The sequence below is a fragment of the Microcoleus sp. genome (genome assembly GCF_041354475.1).
Taxonomy (GTDB): Bacteria; Cyanobacteriota; Cyanobacteriia; order Cyanobacteriales; family Microcoleaceae; genus Microcoleus.
The window spans coordinates 1-18,520 of the sequence record NZ_JBGJZU010000011.1 but is presented as its reverse complement, the minus strand read 5'-3'; the positions used below and the strand labels follow the sequence as shown (position 1 = coordinate 18,520).

The following is an 18,520-nucleotide window of genomic DNA, read 5'->3' as shown; positions in this document are numbered from 1 at the left end:
AGCCATTTGTCTACTTTAATTTTAATCTAAACTGCACGCAGATATTGTCACTTCACCGCTGCATTTTATTCATAACTTGAGTCAAGGGAATCTCAACAATAAACTCCGTTCCATCTCCGGGGGCGGAAATGCAAGTCAGTTGGCCGCCGTGTTTTTCTACTACAATTTCCTTGCCTATAGCCAAACCAATTCCCGCCCCTTTACCGACAGGTTTAGTAGTAAAAAAAGGCTCAAAAATTTCTGGTTGCACTGCTTGTGCCATACCCGCACCATTGTCAGCAATCCGAATAATTCCCATCTGGCGTTCCGCATCAAATTCAGTTTTGAGCCTAATTATTCCTGATTTGACTCCCCCTGAATTCTGGTCAAATTTAGACGACAAATTATCCTTTGCAATTGCCTCTTCTATCGCATCAATGGCATTAGCCAATACATTCATAAATACTTGATTTATCTGCACAGGGTAACACTCAATTAATGGCAATGAACCGTACTCTTTAATCAGTTTAATTCCTGGTTTATCTGCCTTGGGTTTGAGTCGGTTGCTCAAAATCAGTAAAGCGCTGTCGAGTCCATCGTGAATATCCACTGATTTAATCTCAGATTCGTCAATTCTAGAAAAGTTTTGCAGAGACTGAACTATCTCGCGGATGCGATTAGCTCCTATTTTCATGGAACCGAGCAATTTTGGCAAGTCTTCAATGATAAACTCTAATTCAGCGGCTTCTATTTCTGCTTGAATTTCTGGTGAGGGTGATGGATATTGTTCCTCGTAAAGCTGAACTAAATTAATTAATTTTTGGCTATATTCCTTGGCATAGCCTATGTTGCCATAGATGAAATTAATTGGGTTACTGACTTCATAAGCTACCGCCGCCACCAACTGTCCTAAACTTGACATTCTTTCGCTTTGCACCAGTTGAGTTTGCGCCCGCTGAAGCTCGGACATCGCTGTTTTTAAATGAGCAGTTTTTTCCCGTTCTCTAGCGACTGATTCTGACAGCGCGGTATTTAACTTCGTGAGTTTTTCAGCTTGACGCAGCACTATATTAATCATCGCTTTTTTCAATTCCAATGCAGCCTCTATTTCGCACTCTTTCCAAGCTAATGATTTGCACTTCACCTTTTCTTTCCACAGCTCGAAGGATTTCCTAGGAGACAGTCTTTCGCTGCCATCGTCGTCAATTTGAACTATTTTATTCGGGTTTCCAGCCCAATTTACAGTTCTAATTACTTCGGGGCGAAACCACAATACATATATTTTTTGAATCGGAGATATTGCGATAGCTAAACACCCGCTGGCTGTGTCTTTAAAGCTCTCAGATTCTGGATAAAATTCTGCCAGGAAATCTGTATAAAATATTTCTTTGGTTAGCTGAGATTGCACCCAATTAATTAATTTTTGTAAATATGATTGGGGAGGTGTTTCCCCAATTTGATAGCAATTTTCTCCAAATACTATTGCAGATCCCGACGCATTGACTAATTCCAGTAGATTATGCTGGCACTTAATTAATACTTCTGACAAGTTTTCTGAGGTCGAGATGTCTTCAAACATTTTGGTTTGAATAGATTTTAAGTGTAGCCGATAGTCATAGTCTTCGTTACCTTCTTTTGATTGCAGTTCTAAAGACATTACTTGTCCAATAAATTCACAGGCTGCACGCACTTCAAAGTTAATATATTTAGGTGTGTAGTGGTGACAAGCAATCAAACCCCACAGCTTCTGATTTTTGATTAATGATATTGACATAGTAGCTGCAACGCCCATATTTTGCAGGTATTCTATGTGAATGGGAGAAACACTTCTCAAAACGCTGAAACTGAGGTCTAGGGGCTGGTTAGTAACAGGATTATTTGGTGAGACAATGGGGACTGGTTTGTAGTTAATATCTGGAATTAATCTCAGCCAATTTAACAAATAAAGTTTTCTGGCTTGTTTGGGTATATCTGAACTTGGGTAGTTTAATCCTAAAAAAGGACTCAGGGTTTCTGCTTTATGTTCGGCAATAATTGCGCCGTTATATTCACTATCAAATTTATATATCATTACTCTGTCAAATCCTGTAATCTTTCTAACTTCTGATACAGTAAGTTGACATAACTTATTTAAGTTCTTGGCGTTTTGAATCTGGCTTACAGTCGATCTAACTGAATGATAAAAGCTAAATACTGAGAGATTTTCTAGGGATTGGGCTAATTCTAGCTCAATGATTAATACTCCTTCCCACCTGTGGAGGATGCAGTCAAATTCTAAAATTGTTTCTGCTTTTTTTACTGATATTTTAATAGGATTGATGGTTTTTAAGTTTTCATTCAGCAAACAGGCTTTTAGCTGCTCTAGCTGAGCTTGTTCTAAGAATAAACTCAAATTTTGACCGATCGCACTTTTAGCAGCAATTCCCAGTAACTCTTGCGTATTTTCACTGATTTGCAGTATTTCTAGTTCTGGTTCGCTTACAGCCATCAGTACCCCGTGGGGCTGAATCTGTCCCGATATATGAATTGGTTCTCTGTCGCAGTTGGTCAAGTCAACTTCTTCGAGTGGTAAGATTGTGCTTTGTCTATTCATTTTCTGTGTTTTCCGTTGTACAATGTAAAGAGGGTTGTAGGGATTTCTGCTTTAATCTCAAATCCGATTCTGAGCGCGCTCCTCCCGATGGACTAACTAGGGACACTTGAGCTTGTCACTACCGCAGACTATCGCTCTACCGCTCATCCTTGACTCCCGCATCAATGGGTAGAATATTAGCTTAAAGTCCTGTTCCTTGAGCAGCGTCAGTCTTTGCGACATTTGAGATGGTCGATGTCTCCTACAATTATAAATATTCTGTTTTAATTATTACAGTAATTGTTTCCATTACTCAACGGATATTAATTTTTTTCAATAATTCATCTGTTGACAGTTTACCAGCAGTATGAACTGGAGAGAAATATGTCTGGGGAGTGACCTGCGCGCTCAAATATTAAGTTATGGTGAGGGTGCTAAGATAGGGAAGTAAAATCAAGTTAAGCTATTTCAGTATATTCAACAGGTTCCCTAATTAGATTAATGCTCGACTTTAATACAGTTACCGAATTTTCTCATACCTACTGCGTAGCTATCTGTGCATTTTTAGTCCCAGCCAACTTGCTGATGACTTTGCAGACACTGATTTGGACAGGACTAAAGCGACCTCGAATTCAAGTGGGAGCCTCTGTACTTGTTGCTAGTATCTTCGCTATGACAATGATATTTCATGTTTTTAGTTGGTTCGCCATTGGGGTAGTAATGCCTCCCACGTACATCTTACTATTAATGGCAATCACTTGTCTGACAATCAACATCTGGGCGATCGCTCATCCTGGAAGTATCATCAAATTAATGGGAGTTTTGGTCTCAGTTGTTAGGGAAAATTTCCTCAAAAATAAATCAATGGGCTTAAGATTTGATCGACGACAAAATTTACAGTAACTCACAACTGAAAACTCTATGGCTCCTACAGTTTTGATTACAGGCGCTTCTCAAGGAAGTGGCAAAGCAACTGCACTTTTATTTGCCAGTTCAGGCTACGATGTTGTGATGACAGCTCGTCAGCCGGAAAGATTAGCAGCCGCCGCGGCGATGGTGGAACGTCAAGGCAATTCGGTGTTAGCTATTCCCGCAGATGTGGGCGATGTTCAACAAGTGCGATCGCTCGTTGAAAAAGCCCTCTCTTTTTATGGTAACATCGATGTGTTAGTCAACAATGCAGGCATCTGTTTAACCGGACCGATGGAGCAAACTACCACCGAAGATTGGCAGAAATTAATGAATACTAATTTTTGGGGATGTGTTAACACAATCCAAGAACTTTTGCCACATTTCTTATCCCGAAAAACTGGTACAATCGTTAATGTCGGTTCTATTGGTGGCAAAATGCCTTTGCCTCTAATGACTGCCTATTGTGCCAGCAAATATGCGTTGACAGGTTTAACCGACACCTTGCGATTGGAATTAGCACCTCAAGGAATTCAAGTTTGTGCCGTACATCCGGGCTTAATTAACAGTGATTTTTTAGAAAGAGCTCAGTTTCGCGATCGCCACGAACCAGCAGCCGAACTGCGTCGTCAGGAAATGAGCGAAATGCTGAAATCTAACTGGGCAAATCAGCCGGAAGATATTGCCAAGGCGATTTGGGACGCGGTGAAAAATAAGCGTGCTGAAGTCACCGTCGGCCCTGCATTTATAGCCGCCGAAGCCTATCGCCTATTCCCCGGTTTAATGCAGTGGGCAATGGCAAAGGAGAAATGATAGTGGTAGAGAAATGCCACTTATTTTAACAATCTAGTTTCTCTGATTGATAAATCATTGACAACTGTTATATACTGACTAAAACACCAGGAAATATCACCATGAAAATTCAAGCATTAGCCGTCAAAAAATCTGGTGGAATACTTGAAGAATATAGCTTCGATGTCGCATCACCAAAAGAACAGGAATGCCTGATAAAAGTGTTAAATTGTGGCATTTGTCACTCCGATATACACATGATTGACAACGATTGGGGTCAATCAAAATATCCCCTAGTTCCCGGTCACGAAGTCATCGGAGAAGTGGCGGAAATAGGGGCGCAAGTGACTCATTTAAAAGTAGGCGATCGCGTTGGTGTCGGCTGGCAAAGATCCTCATGTTTGCAGTGTCAGGACTGCTTGCGAGGCAACGAAAACCTCTGCGATAATAACCAAGGATTAATTGTCACAGGTCCAGGGGGTTTTGCTGACCATTTAATGATAGATTCCCGGTTTGCTTTTCCAATTCCCAAAGGCATCGATTCCAAAGCAGCAGGGCCGCTGCTGTGTGGCGGAATTACTGTTTATGCAGGTTTGCGGAATGCGGGCATGAGTTCCGGTCAAGAAATCGGCATTCTCGGTATCGGTGGTTTGGGACACATGGCCGTCCAATTTGCGAAAAAATTAGGCAATCGCGTCACCGTTTTTACTACTTCTACAGACAAAGCAGAATTTGCCGAACAGATGGGGGCAGACGAAGCTATTGTAGTAGGAAAAGGCGAAATTCCTCCATCCCCCAGCAATAAATTAAATATCTTATTGAGCACAGTTCCTGTTGCTTTAGATTGGGTTCCTTACATCGATCTTCTCGATTCTGATGGTACGCTGGCTTTTGTGGGAGTTCCCGACGCACCGCTGACTATTCCGTTATTTCCACTGCTGATGAAGCGTCGCCGAATTGTGGCTTCCCCAACAGGCGGTCGCGCTATGATTAATGATATGCTGTCACTTTCAGAGAAATTTGGGATTGAGCCGATTGTTGAAGTTTTTGCCATGACCCAAGCCAATGAAGCTATGCAGAAAGTGCGCGAAAATAAAGTACGTTACCGAGCAGTTTTAACTGTTAGTTAAAACTCATATCTTGCACGATTTTAAGAAACCTGTAGGGCTGGGCAATGCCCAGCCCCTACCCCCAGGAAGATTGTTTAAGCTATAATTCAAAGCACAGAACTAGCATTAATAAAACGACCAGTTAAATCTGCTGGTGTTACATTCAACACAGTCCCTAACAAAGCATTGGTAAAACCGAACCTAATATTAGTAGCTTCCACACGGCCATTACCATCGGGATCGAGGTCTCGCTGGGAGATACCACCCTTGGCTAACAAGCTAGTGCCACCTGCTACAGTGGCGGGATCGATCAGCAACAGTCTGGGGTCATTTAGGCTATAATTTACCTGTTCAAAAGAGATATTACTGGTGGTAAATGCCGTGCTAATTCCCAGGGAATCATTAAATTTATCAAAATCCACAATTACGGCATCAGGAACTTCAAATCCAATGATTTTTTGTCCGGCTTGATCGACTCTCAACACAAAAACATCGCTGCCTGCACCACCTTTGTAAACATCAACATCTCTGTCACCAATTAAAGTATCATTGCCATCACCACCAACTAACAAATCAATACCTTGACCCCCACGCAACAAATCATTTCCCACGCCACCATCCAGGAAATCACTATTTCTGTCCCCGGTGAGGAAATCATTGCCAATTTCTCCTAAAATATCGTCATCACCCTTACCACCATAAATAGAATCATTACCCGCACCACCTAAGAGACTGTCTTTGTCATCGTTGCCAAAAATTCGTTCGGCATCCGATGAACCTGTAACAGTATCATTCCCGCCCAGCAGCCAAACTCCCCCAGGAAAATTAGCAACTTGTCCCGGTGTAAGTGTAATATTTTCGGGAGAATTGTCTCCTACCAAACGAGGAATGCCGGAATTATCTGGTTTAAGTGCCATAGTTGTAAACTGATTGAGATGTAATATTGAATATGTTGCAATATTCTGATTCTACAGTCCGTAAGGATTGATTCTGGAAGAATCTGACACAATTTTTAACTATTGCATCTTCGCACCTGCCAGCCGAGAATATACTAGATTGAAATAAAAGTTAAACCTTAAGCTAATGCCAATTATCTTAGTTGAAGACTTGAGCAAAATTTATCCCATCGCCATTAAAGAACCGGGACTAAAAGGAACTCTCCAACACTTTTTTAAGCGCACTTACCGCAATGTGAAAGCCGTTGAGGGAGTTTCTTTCAGTATTGAACCGGGGGAAGTTGTGGGCTTTCTGGGGGCTAATGGCGCTGGCAAAACTACGACGCTGAAAATGCTGACTGGTTTAATTTATCCGTCTACTGGTACTGTGAAAGTGTGCGATCGCATTCCATTTCGCCGCCAAGCCGATTTTTTGCAAAAAATCACCTTAGTCATGGGGCAAAAACAGCAGCTAATCTGGGATTTGCCAGTGCTAGACTCTCTGAGAATCAATGCCGCTGTCTACGGAATCCCTGAGAAAGATTATCGACTGCGAGTGGGGGAACTGACGGAGATGTTATCCCTAGAAGGCAAGTTAAATCAGGCAGTGCGAAAGCTTTCTTTGGGTGAACGAATGAAAGCGGAATTGATGGCAGCATTGTTGCACCAACCGGATGTATTATTTTTAGATGAACCGACATTAGGTTTAGATATAAACGCACAGTTTAGTGTGAGAAAATTCCTGGGAGAATATAACGAACGCTATCAAGCAACGGTGCTGTTGACGAGTCACTACATGGCAGACATTACTGCTTTGTGCAAGCGAGTTTTGTTAATCCATGAAGGGCAATTAATTTATGATGGTAATTTGGATGGATTGCTAGATAGATTTGCACCTTATCGACAAGTTCAGGTAGAATTAGCCAATCCGCTATCTCAAGATCGTGCTGCTGCTTACGGGGAGGTAGAATCTATGGAAGGACAATCGGTGCGATTTTTGGTAAAAAGGGAGGAATTGATGGTGGGGGTAGCAAAGATGTTGGCGGAGTTGGAAGTGGTGGATTTGACTGTTACCGATCCGCCCATTGAAGAGGTAATTGGCAGAGTTTTTCGCACGGGAAAAGTGTAATATTTTTGCATAAGATTATGCTCAATAACAGGCAAGATTTCTGTTCCACCATAGTTTTTGTGGAACGGGCTTCTAGCCCGTTGCTAAGATGGACAAATTAAATCTACAATTGACATGAAAAAATCTATCAGAATTGCTAAAACTTTGCTAAGTGCCTACTATGCTTATATGCTAGAATACCGAGCAGAATTGCTTTTGTGGGCGCTGTCGGGAGTTTTGCCGTTTATCTTGATGGGTGTGTGGATGCAGGCGGCACAAACTGGAGAATTTGGACTCAAGTCGATCGACTTTGCCCGTTACTTTTTAGCAGCTTTTATCGTCAGACAAACAAATGTTGTATGGGTAATTTGGGATTTTGAAAAACAAGTAGTACAAGGAACTTTATCTAATAAGTTGTTGCAGCCTCTCGATCCAGTATGGCATCACTTTGCCTCTCACGTTTCGGAAAGGTTTGCGAGGCTACCCTTTGTATTCGGATTAACCCTGATATTTTTTGCGCTTTACCCGCAGTCTTTTTGGTTGCCGAGTGCTGGCAGATTTTTGCTGTTTGTGCTAGTAATTGCATTGGCTTTTTGCCTGCGATTCCTGATTCAGTATACCTTTGCACTGTTTGCTTTTTGGTTAGAACGGGCCAGTGCGATCGAACAATTCTGGTTTTTAATTTATCTATTTCTCTCTGGACTGGTTGCGCCCCTAGAAGTGTTTCCCGCACCAGTACGCGAAGTAGTTTTGTGGACACCTTTTCCTTATTTAATTAATTTTCCTGCTGCAATTTTAATTGGATTACCTGTTGATATAGGGCGCGGTTTGTTGGTAATGTTTGCTTGGGGTGCAGTGTTTTTTGTATGGAATCGGTGGCTATGGCGACAGGGTTTGAAACAATATTCGGGAATGGGAGCTTAAATAATAATTAAAATTTGGCAAAAAGTAAGCTTAGTCACTGAAAAAAATATGCGTATTCATGTCGAAGATACTTCCAAGATATACAGAGCTGAGATTATGCAAAAAATCAATATAGGTTCTTCAATAATTGCATAAAGATTAATATCTTGTATCTCTAAATACAAATTTACGCTGAAATTTCTTATATCAATAAAACAACGACTGATATAAGGGATTAAATAGATTCTAATGACAGCCAAAAAAAACCTCGTTGTAATCGGCAATGGCATGGTAGGCCACAAATTCCTAGAGTTAATGGTCAACTCAGATGCTGGGAAATACTGGAATTTAATTACTTTCTGCGAAGAACCTCGCGTCGCCTACGATCGCGTCAATCTCAGCGGTTTTTTCTCTGGAAAAACAGCGGGAGATTTATCTCTAGTTGCACCAGGATTTTATCAAGAAAATGGCATTCAAATTCACATCGGCGACAAAGCAGTTGCGATTAATCGGGAACAAAAAACAGTCTCTTCAGCAAATGGTTTAGAAGTTCCCTACGAGAAAATTGTTCTCGCCACAGGTTCCTATCCATTTGTACCGCCTATTAAAGGCAAAGAGGCTCAGGGTACTTTTGTTTATCGGACAATTGATGACTTGGAGGCGATGTCAGATTACGCTAAAAATTGCCAGGTTGGCGTAGTAATCGGTGGCGGTTTATTGGGCTTAGAATGTGCCAATGCTCTGCAAAATATGGGTTTGAAAACTCATGTAGTTGAGTTTGCACCGCGACTGATGCCTGTACAGGTTGATGATGCTGGTGGTGCAATTCTTCGCAACAAAATAGAAGAGTTGGGAGTTTCGGTTCATGTCAGTAAGTCTACTACTGAAATTGTCAGTGAAGATGGCAAAGTTACCACAATGCTGTTTGCTGATGGTTCGGAATTGGCAACAGATATGATTGTGTTTTCTGCCGGGATTCGCCCCCGCGATGAAATTGCCAGAGGTTGTGGCATTGAAGTGGGTGAACGGGGTGGTATTGTGATTAATGATAAGTGCCAAACTTCGGATGCTGATATTTATGCGATCGGGGAATGCGCGCTTTATGACAATCGGATTTACGGCTTAGTTGCTCCCGGTTATACAATGGCTGGAGTAGCAGCGAATATTTTAAGCAGTTTAGTAGATGACGGCGCAGATGCCGGTGCCACAAGCACTTTTACTGGTGCGGATATGTCCACAAAACTCAAACTTTTGGGGGTGGATGTTGCTAGTTTTGGAGATGCTTTTGCTAAGTCTCCAGATGCTAAAGAAATTGTTGTGGCTGACACTTTCCAAGGTGTTTACAAAAAATTAGTTTTGAATCAAGATGGGAGCAGAATTTTAGGTGGAATTCTCGTGGGAGATGCTTCTGCTTACGGCACTTTGTTGCAATTTATGCAAAATGAAATTGCTCTGCCTCCCCATCCTGAAGATTTGTTGATGCCGCCACGAGCAGGCGGAGTCCCTGCTGGTTTGGGAGTGGATAGTTTGCCGGATTCTGCTCAAATTTGTTCTTGCAATAATGTCAGCAAAGGGCAGATTTGTGATGCTATTCGCGATCGCAATTTAACTGATGTTGCCAGCGTCAAGAAATGCACCCAAGCTGGTACGGGCTGCGGTGGTTGCGTGCCTCTGGTGACAGATATCTTCAAGTCTGAGATGAAGAAAGCTGGGGTTGCTGTCAAAAACAACCTCTGCGAGCATTTTGAATATTCTCGCCAAGAATTGTACCATTTAGTGCGCTCTCAGGGGATTAAAACTTTTGAAGAGGCGATCGCCAAACATGGCAAAGGCAAGGGCTGTGAAATTTGCAAACCTGCGGTTGCTTCCATGCTGGCTTCTACTTGGAATGAGCATATTTTAGAGAAGTCTCATGTTGGTTTGCAAGATACAAATGATTACTTTTTGGCAAATATTCAACGCGATGGTACTTATTCCGTGGTGCCACGGGTTCCGGGTGGAGAAATTACTCCCGATAAGTTGATTGTTTTGGGGGAAGTTGCCAAGGAATTTGGACTTTATACTAAGATTACTGGGGCGCAACGGATCGATTTGTTTGGGGCTCGTGTGGATCAGTTGCCACATATTTGGCGCAGGTTGATTGATGCGGGATTTGAATCGGGACACGCTTATGGCAAGGCTTTGCGTACTGTAAAATCTTGTGTTGGCAGTACCTGGTGTCGCTTTGGGGTGCAGGATTCGACGAGTTTGGCGATCGAGGTTGAATTGCGATATCGTGGTTTACGTGCTCCTCACAAATTCAAGTCTGCTGTCTCTGGTTGCACTCGCGAATGTGCGGAAGCTCAAAGTAAGGATTTTGGGATAATTGCGACTGAGAATGGTTGGAATTTGTACGTGTGCGGCAATGGTGGTATGAAGCCACAGCACGCGGTTTTGTTGGCGGCGGATATTGATAAGGAAACTTTGATTAAGTATGTCGATCGCTTTTTGATTCTCTATATCCGCACTGCCGATCGCCTGGAACGCACCGCTACATGGTTTAATAAACTTGAGGGCGGGATTGAATACTTGAAACAGGTAATTATTCAGGATTCTCTGGGTATTTGTGCTGAGTTAGAAGCGCAGATGGAGCATTTGGTGAATACTTATCAATGTGAGTGGAAAACTACCATAGAAGACCCTCACAAGGTGCAACGATTCCAACATTTTGTAAATTCTGATTTGCCAGATCCGAGTATTGTTCGTGTTGCGGAAAGGGGACAAACACGGCCACCTTATGAACATGAAAAGGCTTTGGTTGGAGTTTCGGAATAAACCCTCCCCAGCCACTCTTGGCAACGACGGGGGGGATTGCCCCTACAGGTGTTTCAGGAATTTGGGCAGTCACGGGGGGCTTCTCCTAGAAGAGATTGAAACACCCTTGCTATAACCCCACTTAATCAGGCAGGGCTGTTTCATTCTCAGGAAAATCAGGCTGTTGTAGGGGTAGTTCCCCCGTGGCTACCCTCCCACTAGATATAGCAATCCTAAATCATTTGTGAATTTCTTACTCCCTCCCCTTAATAAGGGGAGGGTTGGGGTGGGGTAAAAAACTTTACGACTCATTTAGGACTGCTATATAGCAATCCTAAATCATTTGTGAATTTCTTACTCCCTCCCCTTAATAAGGGGAGGGTTGGGGTGGGGTAAAAAACTTGCGACTCATTTAGGACTGCTATAGAAGTAAATTAACAGGAAAAAAACATGATTCAATCATTATCAGTTTCCGATACAGTCACAACTTGGGTAGATGTCTGTTCCCTGGAGGCGATCGCCCCGAATACAGGAGTTTGTGCTTTAGTAGCCGACAAACAAGTGGCGATTTTTCGAGTAGGAAATGGCAATGAACTTTATGCCCTCAGCAATTACGATCCGTTTAGCAAGGCTTTTGTGTTGTCGCGGGGACTTGTGGGCGATCGCCACGGCATTCTGAAAGTGGCTTCTCCCATTTACAAGCACAACTTTAGCCTGACTACTGGACAATGTTTGGACGATGAAACGGTAAAAATTCCCACTTTTGTGGTTAAAGTTGTAGGCGATCGCGTACAAGTAGCTATTGCCTAGATTTTCCCCTGTGATTATTTGAGCCAAATCCGCCACCAGCTCAGACTTTTCTGAATGGTGGCGGATTTTGCATTAAAACGATGCCGAACCAGAGGTTTTACTATAAAATACAGGTAATTTGCTCAGTAAAACCCCTTAACTAATACCATTTCCAAAAACAATGCAACAGAAGCGACAGGATGTTGACTTGAGGCCACAAAGCCGACATAATTAACTGTAGCAATAGTTTATAGAATTGGGATAGCTTGGAAATACTGGTTAATTTTCTCTATGGGAATGCCGAAGCTAGAAAGTATAAATTTTACTTTAACTTCTTAAAACCTCAAAAAAACTAGAGATTTTAATCAGGTAACGGGGAGTAGATTTCTGATTTTAAAGACAAACAAGTTTCAGGGGGGAAAGCATCGGTATGTTACAAACCAAGATGGCAGATCAAAAATTCCAGACATCGACTGAGTTAATTAATCTACAATTAAACACAGCTAAACTGAGTTTATCGGAACTAAAATCCCAAGTTTTCGATCGTCACTGGCGACAGGAATCTTGGCATGAGATTTTGGTGAAAATAGCAGCCAGCCTCGACCCAGAAACCGCCAGCGAAATCCTAGAATATTTAACAGATAAAAACGGTCAGGAGCAAAAGTTTGTCAATTTATTTTTGGCAGCAAAATGTCTTTCAAGAATTCCGGGAAAAGTAAATAAAAAAACAGAAATTAAACTGTTAAAGGCTTTAAAAAAATTATCGCAATATGGCATGGGTTTCCTGATTCTTTATCAAACAGGCCAAGAATTGCAAGAAACATATCAAATTCGTTCCCAAGCGATCGCAGCGATCGCCACAACTTGGAAAAATGACCCCCAAACTTTGCCCTGGCTCAAAATACTCGCTCACTCCAACGACAGTGGCGAAATCCGAGCTACCGCCGTAAAAGCCCTAGCCCGCGGTTGGTCAGACAATCCAGAAATTTACCTGATGCTCAAAAAGTTAGCCACATCCGATCGCAGTTGGGCCGTGCGATCGACCGCAGTCACAGAAATCGCCCTTGCTTGGCCAGACTCCAACGATATCAGACCGCTGCTGACTACGCTGGTTCTGTCCGATCGCAGCCCCGCTGTCCGCACCTGTGCACTGTATATTTTGGCCGAGAAATGGCACGATCGAACCGACACCTTACTATTACTCAGAAGCATCGCTGACACCGACGAAAATTTGGGAGTCCAAGTCGCAGCTTGGCGAGCCATAGCCTCTGCTTGGCGATCGGTTTTAGGCACTTTTTCCCTACTCAAAAACCTCGCCCACACAGGAAGTTCTACTCTACGAACAGTAGCAGTGCAGGAGTTGGCATCCGGTTGGCCCACAGCGCCCGATGTTTGTCTGCTGCTAAAAACCCTAGCTTGTGAGGATAGCAGCAAAGAAGTGCGGATAGCGGCGATCGCAGAATTGGCGGCGCGCTGGCGGGATGAACCAGAGATTTATCCGCTGCTGAGAACTCTGGCGGAGTCCGACGAAAGTTCGGCAGTCCGACTCGCGGCAGTGCAAGCAGTGGCCTCTGGCTGGCGCGACAACCCCGCAACTCTACCTTTTTTGCAAAATCTAGCTAGGGGCGATCGTGATTCCGAACTGCGAGAAATAGCCCTACAACAGATAGCCGCAGGTTGGCCAGATAGCCCCGAAACCCTGCCCCTGCTGCAACAAATAGCTGATTCCGAAGATTACTGGACTGTGCGGGAGGTAGTGGTGGAAGCCGTGGCTGCACTACCCTCTGCGAGTCTGGAAGTGTTTGTCTGGTTGCAAAATCTCGCCCAGTCGGACAGACATCTCAACGTCCGAGAAACTGCTGTGAAACAAATAGCTTCTCGCTGGTCTTATTTAGGCGACACCCTACCTTTTTTGAAAAGCCTAGTGGACTCGGAGCAAGATTCTCACCTGCTGAGTGTGCTGGTGTGTGCGATCGTGGGCGGATGGCCAGAGGACTCGGAAACCTTACCTTGGCTGAAACTTCAGCTTGATTCTGGGGATGCGGTGGTTCGCCAAGCTGCGGTGCAAGAGTTGGCTCGCCACTGGCCGGACAATCCTGAAACTTGGATGCTGTTGGAGGCTAAAGCAGAGGGCGATGAGAGTCCGGCTGTCAGACAAATGGCTTTGCAAAAGTTAGCGCGCGGTGGGACAGATGAATCGCAGATTTTTCAGTGGCTCCAGATGAGAGCTCAACATGATGAAGATTCTCAGGTGCGGGCGATCGCCCTGGTAGAGTTGATGCGGGGATGGAAAGACTCGCCGGGAATGTTTGAGTTTTTGCGCGATCGGGCCCTGAGCGATCCCTACGGTCAAAAAGGTTCTTTTCCATACAATCCCAGGTTTACAGCTTTGGAAGCCATTCTCGAACATTATCCCGAAAATTCCGGTGTTTTGCCTTTGTTGCGATCGCTTGCAATTTCCGACACCGACGAGCAAGTCCGGGCCTTGGCCAGTCTCCGGCTCAAAAGTGAAGAATGGTAGACGGAAACAATCTTTTATCTCAAATCCGGGGCGTGAGTAACCCGGATTTAGCATGAGTAGTCCCCAACTTAAAAAGCTCAAAAAGCTCAAGTTGTTGGCTTGCTTTATGAGATTTGTAATAAATAAATTCCTTGCTAGTTTTACCTGCAACACCCTTGAGATCTAGTAAAGGCTTGAATGGCAAATAATCTCCGCAATCCCCTTCGCAAAATATAACTTCTCCCTTCCTATTCTTTGCCCACACTGCCAATTTATTGTAATCAATAAGTTTGCTACCATATCTATAACCTTTACCAGCATTTTCTTTATAGGGCGGGTCAATAAACCAAGTTGCTTCTACGTCAGGAGCTAGTGTATAATCCCCGCTAATAATTTTCCAATGCTTAACTTTGAAGAGATTTTCCGCCATATATCGTTTACTGATTTCCCAATTTCTAGCTAAAACAGGAGTTACTTTAATAGTCTTGTAATGAAAAGCCATTTTCGTAGCAGCATGAATAATGTGAAGTAACTCGGAACTCTTTTCACCAACTGCTAAATCAGGTAAGTTACTAATTTTTGATGGTGTCGCCTCATCGATCAACCACTGCCAAATTTTAGAAACTTCCTCATCTCTCTCAATCAGGATAACTTCCTTCTGCCAATAATTTCCATAGAGTGAATAAGCTGCTGAACCTGCAAACGGTTCTATAATTGCATCAAAGTTAGGACCAGGGTAATGTTTGGCTATTTGCTTTTTTCTGCCGTAATAGTAGAACATTTACTATTTATTTAAGATTTAATATATTTGAAAATTATAGTAAAAAAATAAACGATTTTTCAAGATGTTTATTCATTCCCATAACAGTGCGATCGCCAACCGTACCGCTTCCCCCATCATCGAACAACGAACTCGATCCGATGCAGTTTTTTCCCAGTGCAGCAACTGTCCCCGAAAACCAGCATCTTGCTTCGCACGCTGAACTATCGCCTGACAAATCACTTTTTTCTGAATCTGTTCAGTCGGGATACCTTGCTGCTTCAAATAATCCAACAGTCGCTGTACGCTATCTGTGAATTTATCCGGTGTCTGAGACATCAAAATAAAAGAAATTTGGCGCACCATTTTTTGATAGATTTCTTGTCTTCTCTGCAACACATCCTGTGGCGGTGGTGGCGGTGGTGGCGGTGGCGGTGGTGGCGGTGGCGGTGATGACGTAGACTGCTCATCCCCATTGGTTTGGGCAACGGCCAAGTCTAGCAAACCCAAAATTGCAGTACCCTGAGCTAAAACCTTTTTCAACATATCTGGATAAAGCTCCAAAATGCGATCGCTCAAAATCTTGCCATTCACCAAACGATTCGCACTCAACCGCAATAAATGCTGCTCCTGTGCCGACTCAAAAAAATGAACATTCAACTTCAGTTCGTAACTCTCCAACTCCAGCCGTATCAACGTAAAAATCAAAGCATTCCAATTAGGAGATTCAGCAAAATAAACCTCAAAAATTGAACTTTCATCTTGATGGTGCTTCCCAAATTCTCCCAACTCAAAATCCCGATCCACCGGAAAACGATTACCCGGAACTTTCGCAGCATAATCAAACTGATTAAAAACATATCGGCAGTCAACCTTAGACAAATCAACATCTTGAACTTGCCAATTTTGAATACAACAACCAGTAAGCTGCGCCCCCTCCAGATTCGTCCGAATCAAACGGCACTCGATCAAAAAAGCATCTCTTAAATCCGCCTCCGCCAACATCGCATCCATCAAATAAGCACCACTCAAATCAGCCTTCCGCAAATCAGCATTACGCAAATTAGCTTCACTCAAATCAGCCCGCAGCAAATACACTTGTTGCAAGTTAGTTCGCAGCAAATGTGCCTTTTTAAAACTAGCCTTCAACAGATAAGCACCGGAAAAATTAGCTCTACTCAAATCAGCATTATCCAGCACCGCTTCCGTTAAATCAGCCCCAGCCAGGATAGCCCGGTGCAAGTCAGCTTCACTTAGATTAGCCGATCGCAGTTGAGCACCATTGAGATCGGCTTCAATCAAATTTACACCCCTTAAGATTGCCGCTCGCAAATTCGCTTCAACCAAGTGAGCTTCCCGCAAATTAGCACCAGTTAAATTAGCACCAACAAGACTAGCGCGGTTGAGATTTGCCTCCATCAATTCCGCCCCAATTAACTTAGCCCCGTCGAGTTTAGCCCTTTCCAAATTAATTTGGTCTGATTTCACATAGCTCAAATCCGCCCCGCCCAAATCCGCCTCTTGTAGCACCACCCAATTCATGTCTGCACCTTCGAGACAACACAAACGCAAATCCGCTTTCGCAAAATTTGCGCCGCTCAAATTAGACTTACTCAGATTCGCCCCTGTGATTACCGCACTGCGGAGATCCGCGCGCCGTAAACAAGCCCCAATTAACTTAGCATTACTCAAATTTGACCAGCTTAAATTAGCACCAGTCAAATTAGCACCAGTCAGGTCTATTTCTTTCAGGTTGACACCGCTTAAACTAGCACCACTGAGGTCAATGTGAGCAAAGTTCCGCTCTCCCTGTTGATAGCGCTGTAAAAATTCATGTATTTGCATTCGGCAGATTTGTGGGCTAGCAATGAAGGCGTTGTATTACCAGCTTTACCAAAAAGCTGGGTTTAAAGCCCCGTCCTTAGAGGACGGCTTTAATTTAAGTGTAAAGATTTCTTGCAATCCGTAAGTTTATAGCCACAATTGCTCGTAAGCATGATAAAATCCTCCCATGATTGTACTAGAGTTCAAATTAAAAGGCAAGCCACAGCAATACCGGGTCATTGACGAAATGATTCGCACAGCTCAGTTTGTCCGAAACAAGGCTCTCAGATACTGGATCGACAATCAGGGAGTTAAATTATCAGACCTGTACAAACAATGCGCCATCATGGCGAAAGAGTTTGAATGGGCGGGCAAACTTAACTCAATGGCGCGTCAGGCTTCTGCCGAACGTGCCATTTTTGCTATTCAACGTTTCTTCGCTAATTGTAAAGCTAAAAAGCCAGGGAAAAAGGGATATCCGCAATTCAAAACGCATACCCGTTCCGTAGAATACAAGACATCAGGCTGGGCGCTTTCCACCGACAAAAGATCTCTGACTTTCACGGATGGTTTTGCTGCTGGGAAGTTTAAGTTAATTGGCTCTCGTGATTTGCATTTCTATGCGCCCAACGAAATCAAGCGAGTCAGAGTAATTCATCGTGCCGACGGTTACTATGCTCAGTTCTGTATCAACGTAGAACGAACAGAGGAATTAGTTCCTACGGGTAAAGCCATTGGCATAGATGTAGGGTTAAACCATTTCTTGACCGATAGCGATGGGGAAAAAGTCCCAAATCCCCGGCATCTTCGTCAAAGTGAAAGAGCTTTAAAACGGTTGCAGAAACGAGTTTCTCGGAAAAAGAAAGGTTCTGGCAATCGCAAGAAAGCCATCAATAAGTTAGGTAGAAAACACTTGAAGGTCAGCAGGCAGCGTAAAGACTTCGCCATCAAAACGGCGTTGTGCGTAGTGAAATCTAGCGATTTCGTAGCCCATGAAGACCTTCAAGTAAGAAACATGGTGAAGAACCACAAGCTTGCTAAATCAATTAGCTCAGCAGCATGGTCACAGTTTGCTCAATGGTTGCAATATTTTGGCAAAGTGTACGGTAAAACAGTGGTTGCTGTAGCGCCTCAATACACTTCCCAAGATTGTTCAAATTGTGGGAATCGCGTTCTCAAATCCCTGTCCGTTAGAACTCATGTTTGCAGTTGCGGTGCGGTATTAGACCGCGACCACAATGCAGCTTTGAATGTTTTGGCTAAAGGATTGAAACAGGCAGGAATTAATTTAAATACGGCGGGGCACGCCGGAATTAACGCTTGGGGACAGATCGACCTCTACTCGTTGGTGGTGACATCAACGGGCAAGTTGACTGGTTGAGCCAAGAATCCCCGCGCGTTCACGCGCCCGGAGTGTCAAAGAGCTAGTACCTAGCTAGCTATTAAATAGACAAGGTGGTACACTTATAGACAAATCTACGATGTACCATTTTGTTCAAACCCTGCGCGATTCCCAAAAAAGCTTGGATTATCAGTAAAGACACTCG

General features: G+C 43.4%; 13 protein-coding genes. 9 read left to right on the top strand and 4 right to left on the bottom strand.

Annotation, left to right across the window (positions count from 1 at the left end):
• Positions 1-52: 52 nt before the first annotated feature.
• A complete protein-coding gene (locus ACBR23_RS06415; RefSeq protein WP_371119172.1) occupies positions 53-2,572 on the bottom strand; it encodes an ATP-binding protein in 2,520 nt (839 codons plus the stop codon).
• Between the two features lie 480 nt (positions 2,573-3,052).
• On the opposite strand from ACBR23_RS06415, the gene ACBR23_RS06410 reads away from it, so the two are divergent.
• From ACBR23_RS06410 to ACBR23_RS06400, 3 genes are all read left to right on the top strand, one after another.
• Positions 3,053-3,454: a hypothetical protein gene (locus tag ACBR23_RS06410; protein WP_341736851.1), complete on the top strand. Its 402-nt coding sequence runs from the start codon at positions 3,053-3,055 to the stop codon at positions 3,452-3,454.
• 18 nt (positions 3,455-3,472) lie between these two features.
• Positions 3,473-4,273: an SDR family NAD(P)-dependent oxidoreductase gene (locus tag ACBR23_RS06405; protein ID WP_371114999.1), complete on the top strand. Its 801-nt coding sequence runs from the start codon at positions 3,473-3,475 to the stop codon at positions 4,271-4,273.
• Positions 4,274-4,374: 101 nt separating this feature from the next.
• Positions 4,375-5,382, top strand: coding sequence for an NAD(P)-dependent alcohol dehydrogenase (locus ACBR23_RS06400; protein WP_341736849.1), 1,008 nt, complete (start codon positions 4,375-4,377; stop codon positions 5,380-5,382).
• 86 nt (positions 5,383-5,468) lie between these two features.
• On the opposite strand, the gene ACBR23_RS06395 is transcribed toward ACBR23_RS06400, so the two are convergent.
• Positions 5,469-6,278 carry a calcium-binding protein gene (locus ACBR23_RS06395; protein ID WP_371119171.1) on the bottom strand — a complete coding sequence of 270 codons (810 nt, stop codon included), beginning with the start codon at positions 6,276-6,278 and terminating at the stop codon, positions 5,469-5,471.
• Positions 6,279-6,444: 166 nt separating this feature from the next.
• Between ACBR23_RS06395 and ACBR23_RS06390 the strand changes: the two genes are divergently transcribed.
• The 5 genes from ACBR23_RS06390 (at position 6,445) to ACBR23_RS06370 (ending at position 14,410) form a co-directional block, all read left to right on the top strand.
• On the top strand, positions 6,445-7,425 hold the full coding sequence (locus ACBR23_RS06390; protein ID WP_371119170.1) for an ATP-binding cassette domain-containing protein: 981 nt from the start codon (positions 6,445-6,447) through the stop codon (positions 7,423-7,425).
• Positions 7,426-7,539: 114 nt separating this feature from the next.
• On the top strand, positions 7,540-8,328 hold the full coding sequence (locus ACBR23_RS06385; protein WP_371119169.1) for an ABC transporter permease: 789 nt from the start codon (positions 7,540-7,542) through the stop codon (positions 8,326-8,328).
• 228 nt (positions 8,329-8,556) lie between these two features.
• Positions 8,557-11,121 (top strand): nitrite reductase large subunit NirB, encoded by a 2,565-nt coding sequence (gene nirB, locus ACBR23_RS06380; RefSeq protein WP_371119168.1) that lies wholly within the window; start codon positions 8,557-8,559, stop codon positions 11,119-11,121.
• A 429-nt stretch (positions 11,122-11,550) separates the two neighbouring features.
• Complete coding sequence (gene nirD, locus ACBR23_RS06375) at positions 11,551-11,910, top strand: nitrite reductase small subunit NirD (RefSeq protein WP_371119167.1); 360 nt, start codon at positions 11,551-11,553, stop codon at positions 11,908-11,910.
• 409 nt (positions 11,911-12,319) lie between these two features.
• Positions 12,320-14,410, top strand: coding sequence for a HEAT repeat domain-containing protein (locus tag ACBR23_RS06370; RefSeq protein ID WP_371119166.1), 2,091 nt, complete (start codon positions 12,320-12,322; stop codon positions 14,408-14,410).
• Between the two features lie 19 nt (positions 14,411-14,429).
• Here the strand turns inward: ACBR23_RS06370 and ACBR23_RS06365 are convergent, their stop codons facing one another.
• Both ACBR23_RS06365 and ACBR23_RS06360 read right to left on the bottom strand, forming a co-directional pair.
• Positions 14,430-15,170, bottom strand: a complete 741-nt coding sequence (locus tag ACBR23_RS06365) for a hypothetical protein (protein WP_371114993.1) — start codon at positions 15,168-15,170, stop codon at positions 14,430-14,432.
• 72 nt (positions 15,171-15,242) lie between these two features.
• Positions 15,243-16,994 (bottom strand): pentapeptide repeat-containing protein, encoded by a 1,752-nt coding sequence (locus ACBR23_RS06360; RefSeq protein WP_371119165.1) that lies wholly within the window; start codon positions 16,992-16,994, stop codon positions 15,243-15,245.
• A gap of 166 nt (positions 16,995-17,160) precedes the next feature.
• Between ACBR23_RS06360 and ACBR23_RS06355 the strand changes: the two genes are divergently transcribed.
• Positions 17,161-18,354 (top strand): transposase, encoded by a 1,194-nt coding sequence (locus ACBR23_RS06355; protein WP_341736840.1) that lies wholly within the window; start codon positions 17,161-17,163, stop codon positions 18,352-18,354.
• Positions 18,355-18,520: the final 166 nt, after the last annotated feature.

Bases quoted from the DNA above. Each gene is read 5' to 3' on its own strand.
- nirB (WP_371119168.1), top strand. From the start codon at position 8,557: ATGACAGCCAAAAAAAACCTCGTTGTAATCGGCAATGGCATGGTAGGC.
- ACBR23_RS06370 (WP_371119166.1), top strand. From the start codon at position 12,320: ATGTTACAAACCAAGATGGCAGATCAAAAATTCCAGACATCGACTGAG.
- ACBR23_RS06415 (WP_371119172.1), bottom strand. From the start codon at position 2,572: ATGAATAGACAAAGCACAATCTTACCACTCGAAGAAGTTGACTTGACC.
- ACBR23_RS06385 (WP_371119169.1), top strand. From the start codon at position 7,540: ATGAAAAAATCTATCAGAATTGCTAAAACTTTGCTAAGTGCCTACTAT.
- ACBR23_RS06365 (WP_371114993.1), bottom strand. From the start codon at position 15,170: ATGTTCTACTATTACGGCAGAAAAAAGCAAATAGCCAAACATTACCCT.
- ACBR23_RS06410 (WP_341736851.1), top strand. From the start codon at position 3,053: ATGCTCGACTTTAATACAGTTACCGAATTTTCTCATACCTACTGCGTA.
- ACBR23_RS06400 (WP_341736849.1), top strand. From the start codon at position 4,375: ATGAAAATTCAAGCATTAGCCGTCAAAAAATCTGGTGGAATACTTGAA.
- ACBR23_RS06390 (WP_371119170.1), top strand. From the start codon at position 6,445: ATGCCAATTATCTTAGTTGAAGACTTGAGCAAAATTTATCCCATCGCC.
- ACBR23_RS06355 (WP_341736840.1), top strand. From the start codon at position 17,161: ATGATTGTACTAGAGTTCAAATTAAAAGGCAAGCCACAGCAATACCGG.
- ACBR23_RS06360 (WP_371119165.1), bottom strand. From the start codon at position 16,994: ATGCAAATACATGAATTTTTACAGCGCTATCAACAGGGAGAGCGGAAC.
- ACBR23_RS06395 (WP_371119171.1), bottom strand. From the start codon at position 6,278: ATGGCACTTAAACCAGATAATTCCGGCATTCCTCGTTTGGTAGGAGAC.
- ACBR23_RS06405 (WP_371114999.1), top strand. From the start codon at position 3,473: ATGGCTCCTACAGTTTTGATTACAGGCGCTTCTCAAGGAAGTGGCAAA.
- nirD (WP_371119167.1), top strand. From the start codon at position 11,551: ATGATTCAATCATTATCAGTTTCCGATACAGTCACAACTTGGGTAGAT.